3 protein-coding genes are annotated in these 1,179 nt (G+C 67.4%); all 3 read left to right on the top strand.

The window, feature by feature from the left end:
* A partial coding sequence (locus RT567_RS17080; protein WP_313577368.1) for a DNA polymerase III subunit beta occupies nt 1–543 on the top strand: 543 nt, incomplete at its 5' end.
* Between the two features lie 77 nt (nt 544–620).
* Nucleotides 621–902 carry a GIY-YIG nuclease family protein gene (locus RT567_RS17075; RefSeq protein WP_313577367.1) on the top strand — a complete coding sequence of 94 codons (282 nt, stop codon included), beginning with the start codon at nt 621–623 and terminating at the stop codon, nt 900–902.
* A 59-nt stretch (nt 903–961) separates the two neighbouring features.
* The coding region (locus RT567_RS17070) for an AAA family ATPase (protein WP_313577366.1) at nt 962–1,179 on the top strand (218 nt) is incomplete at its 3' end.

Raw genomic sequence — 1,179 nt, 5'->3', positions numbered from 1 at the left:
GCGGCGGGCGGCCCCGGCGTCATCGTGCCGCGCAAGACGGTGGATCAGGTCCGCCGCCTGCTGGACGACGGCGCCGGCCCGGTCGAGGTGCAGGTCTCGGCCCAGAAGATCCGCTTTGAGTTCGGCGAGGCCAGCCTGACCTCCAAGGTCATCGACGGCGCCTTCCCCGACTATCTGCGCGTCATCCCCAAGGGCAACGACAAGCAGGCCGACATCGACAACAGCCTGTTCGCCAAGGCCGTCGACCGCGTGGCCACCATCTCGGCGGAAAAGAGCCGCTCGGTGAAGCTGGCCTTCGACAACGACCGGGTGAAGCTGACCGTCCGCAACATGGAAGCCGGTCAGGCCGAGGAAGAGGTCGAGATCGGCTATTCCGACGAGCCGTTCGAGATCGGCTTCAACGCCCGCTACCTGCTGGACGTCGCCGGTCAGATCACTGGCGAGACGGCCCACTTCAAATTCGCCGACCCGGCCAGTCCGACGCTGGTCCTGGACCCGGCGGACGTGGGCGTGCAGTACGTGCTGATGCCGCTGCGGGTTTGATCGAGCCGGTGCTGCCCCCTCTTCCGCTCATCCCGGCGGACGCCGGGACCCAGTGAGAACCGGGGGCGGGTGGTCGGATGTTCTACGTCTACATTCTGGCCAGCCGCTGCAACGGCACGCTCTACACCGGCTCGACGGATGACTTGCTGAAACGGGTCGCCGAGCATCGCGAGAAGCTGCGCGACGGGTTCACCGCGAAGTATGCTGTCTCCCGCTTGGTCTGGTACGAAGTCCACGACTCTCGAGAGACCGCCTTTCTTCGCGAGCGACGCATCAAGGAGTGGCGACGCGAGTGGAAGCTGAACCTGATCGAGCGTATGAACCCTGCATGGGCCGATCTGTTCGAGACGCTCCTTTGAACCGCGCCGCTTGCGGCCAAAGCACTGGGTCCCGGCGTCCGCCGGGATGAGCGGATAGATTGAGCCTCACCACCCTCGCCCTCACCGACTTCCGCTCCTACGCGGGCGCGACCCTACCGGTTTCCGGCGGGACGGTGGTGCTGCATGGGCCGAACGGGGCGGGCAAGACCAACCTTCTGGAAGCCGTCAGCCTGCTGACCCCCGGCAAGGGGCTGCGCGGGGCGACGGCGGCCGAGATGGGGCGGCGCGAGCCGGGCGAGGCGGTCGGGCGGCCCTG

Origin of the sequence: Brevundimonas sp. (genome assembly GCF_032107865.1) — a bacterium.
GTDB lineage: Bacteria > Pseudomonadota > Alphaproteobacteria > Caulobacterales > Caulobacteraceae > Brevundimonas.
The sequence above is the reverse complement of the archived record's forward strand: the minus strand, read 5'-3'. Positions and strand labels throughout refer to the sequence as shown.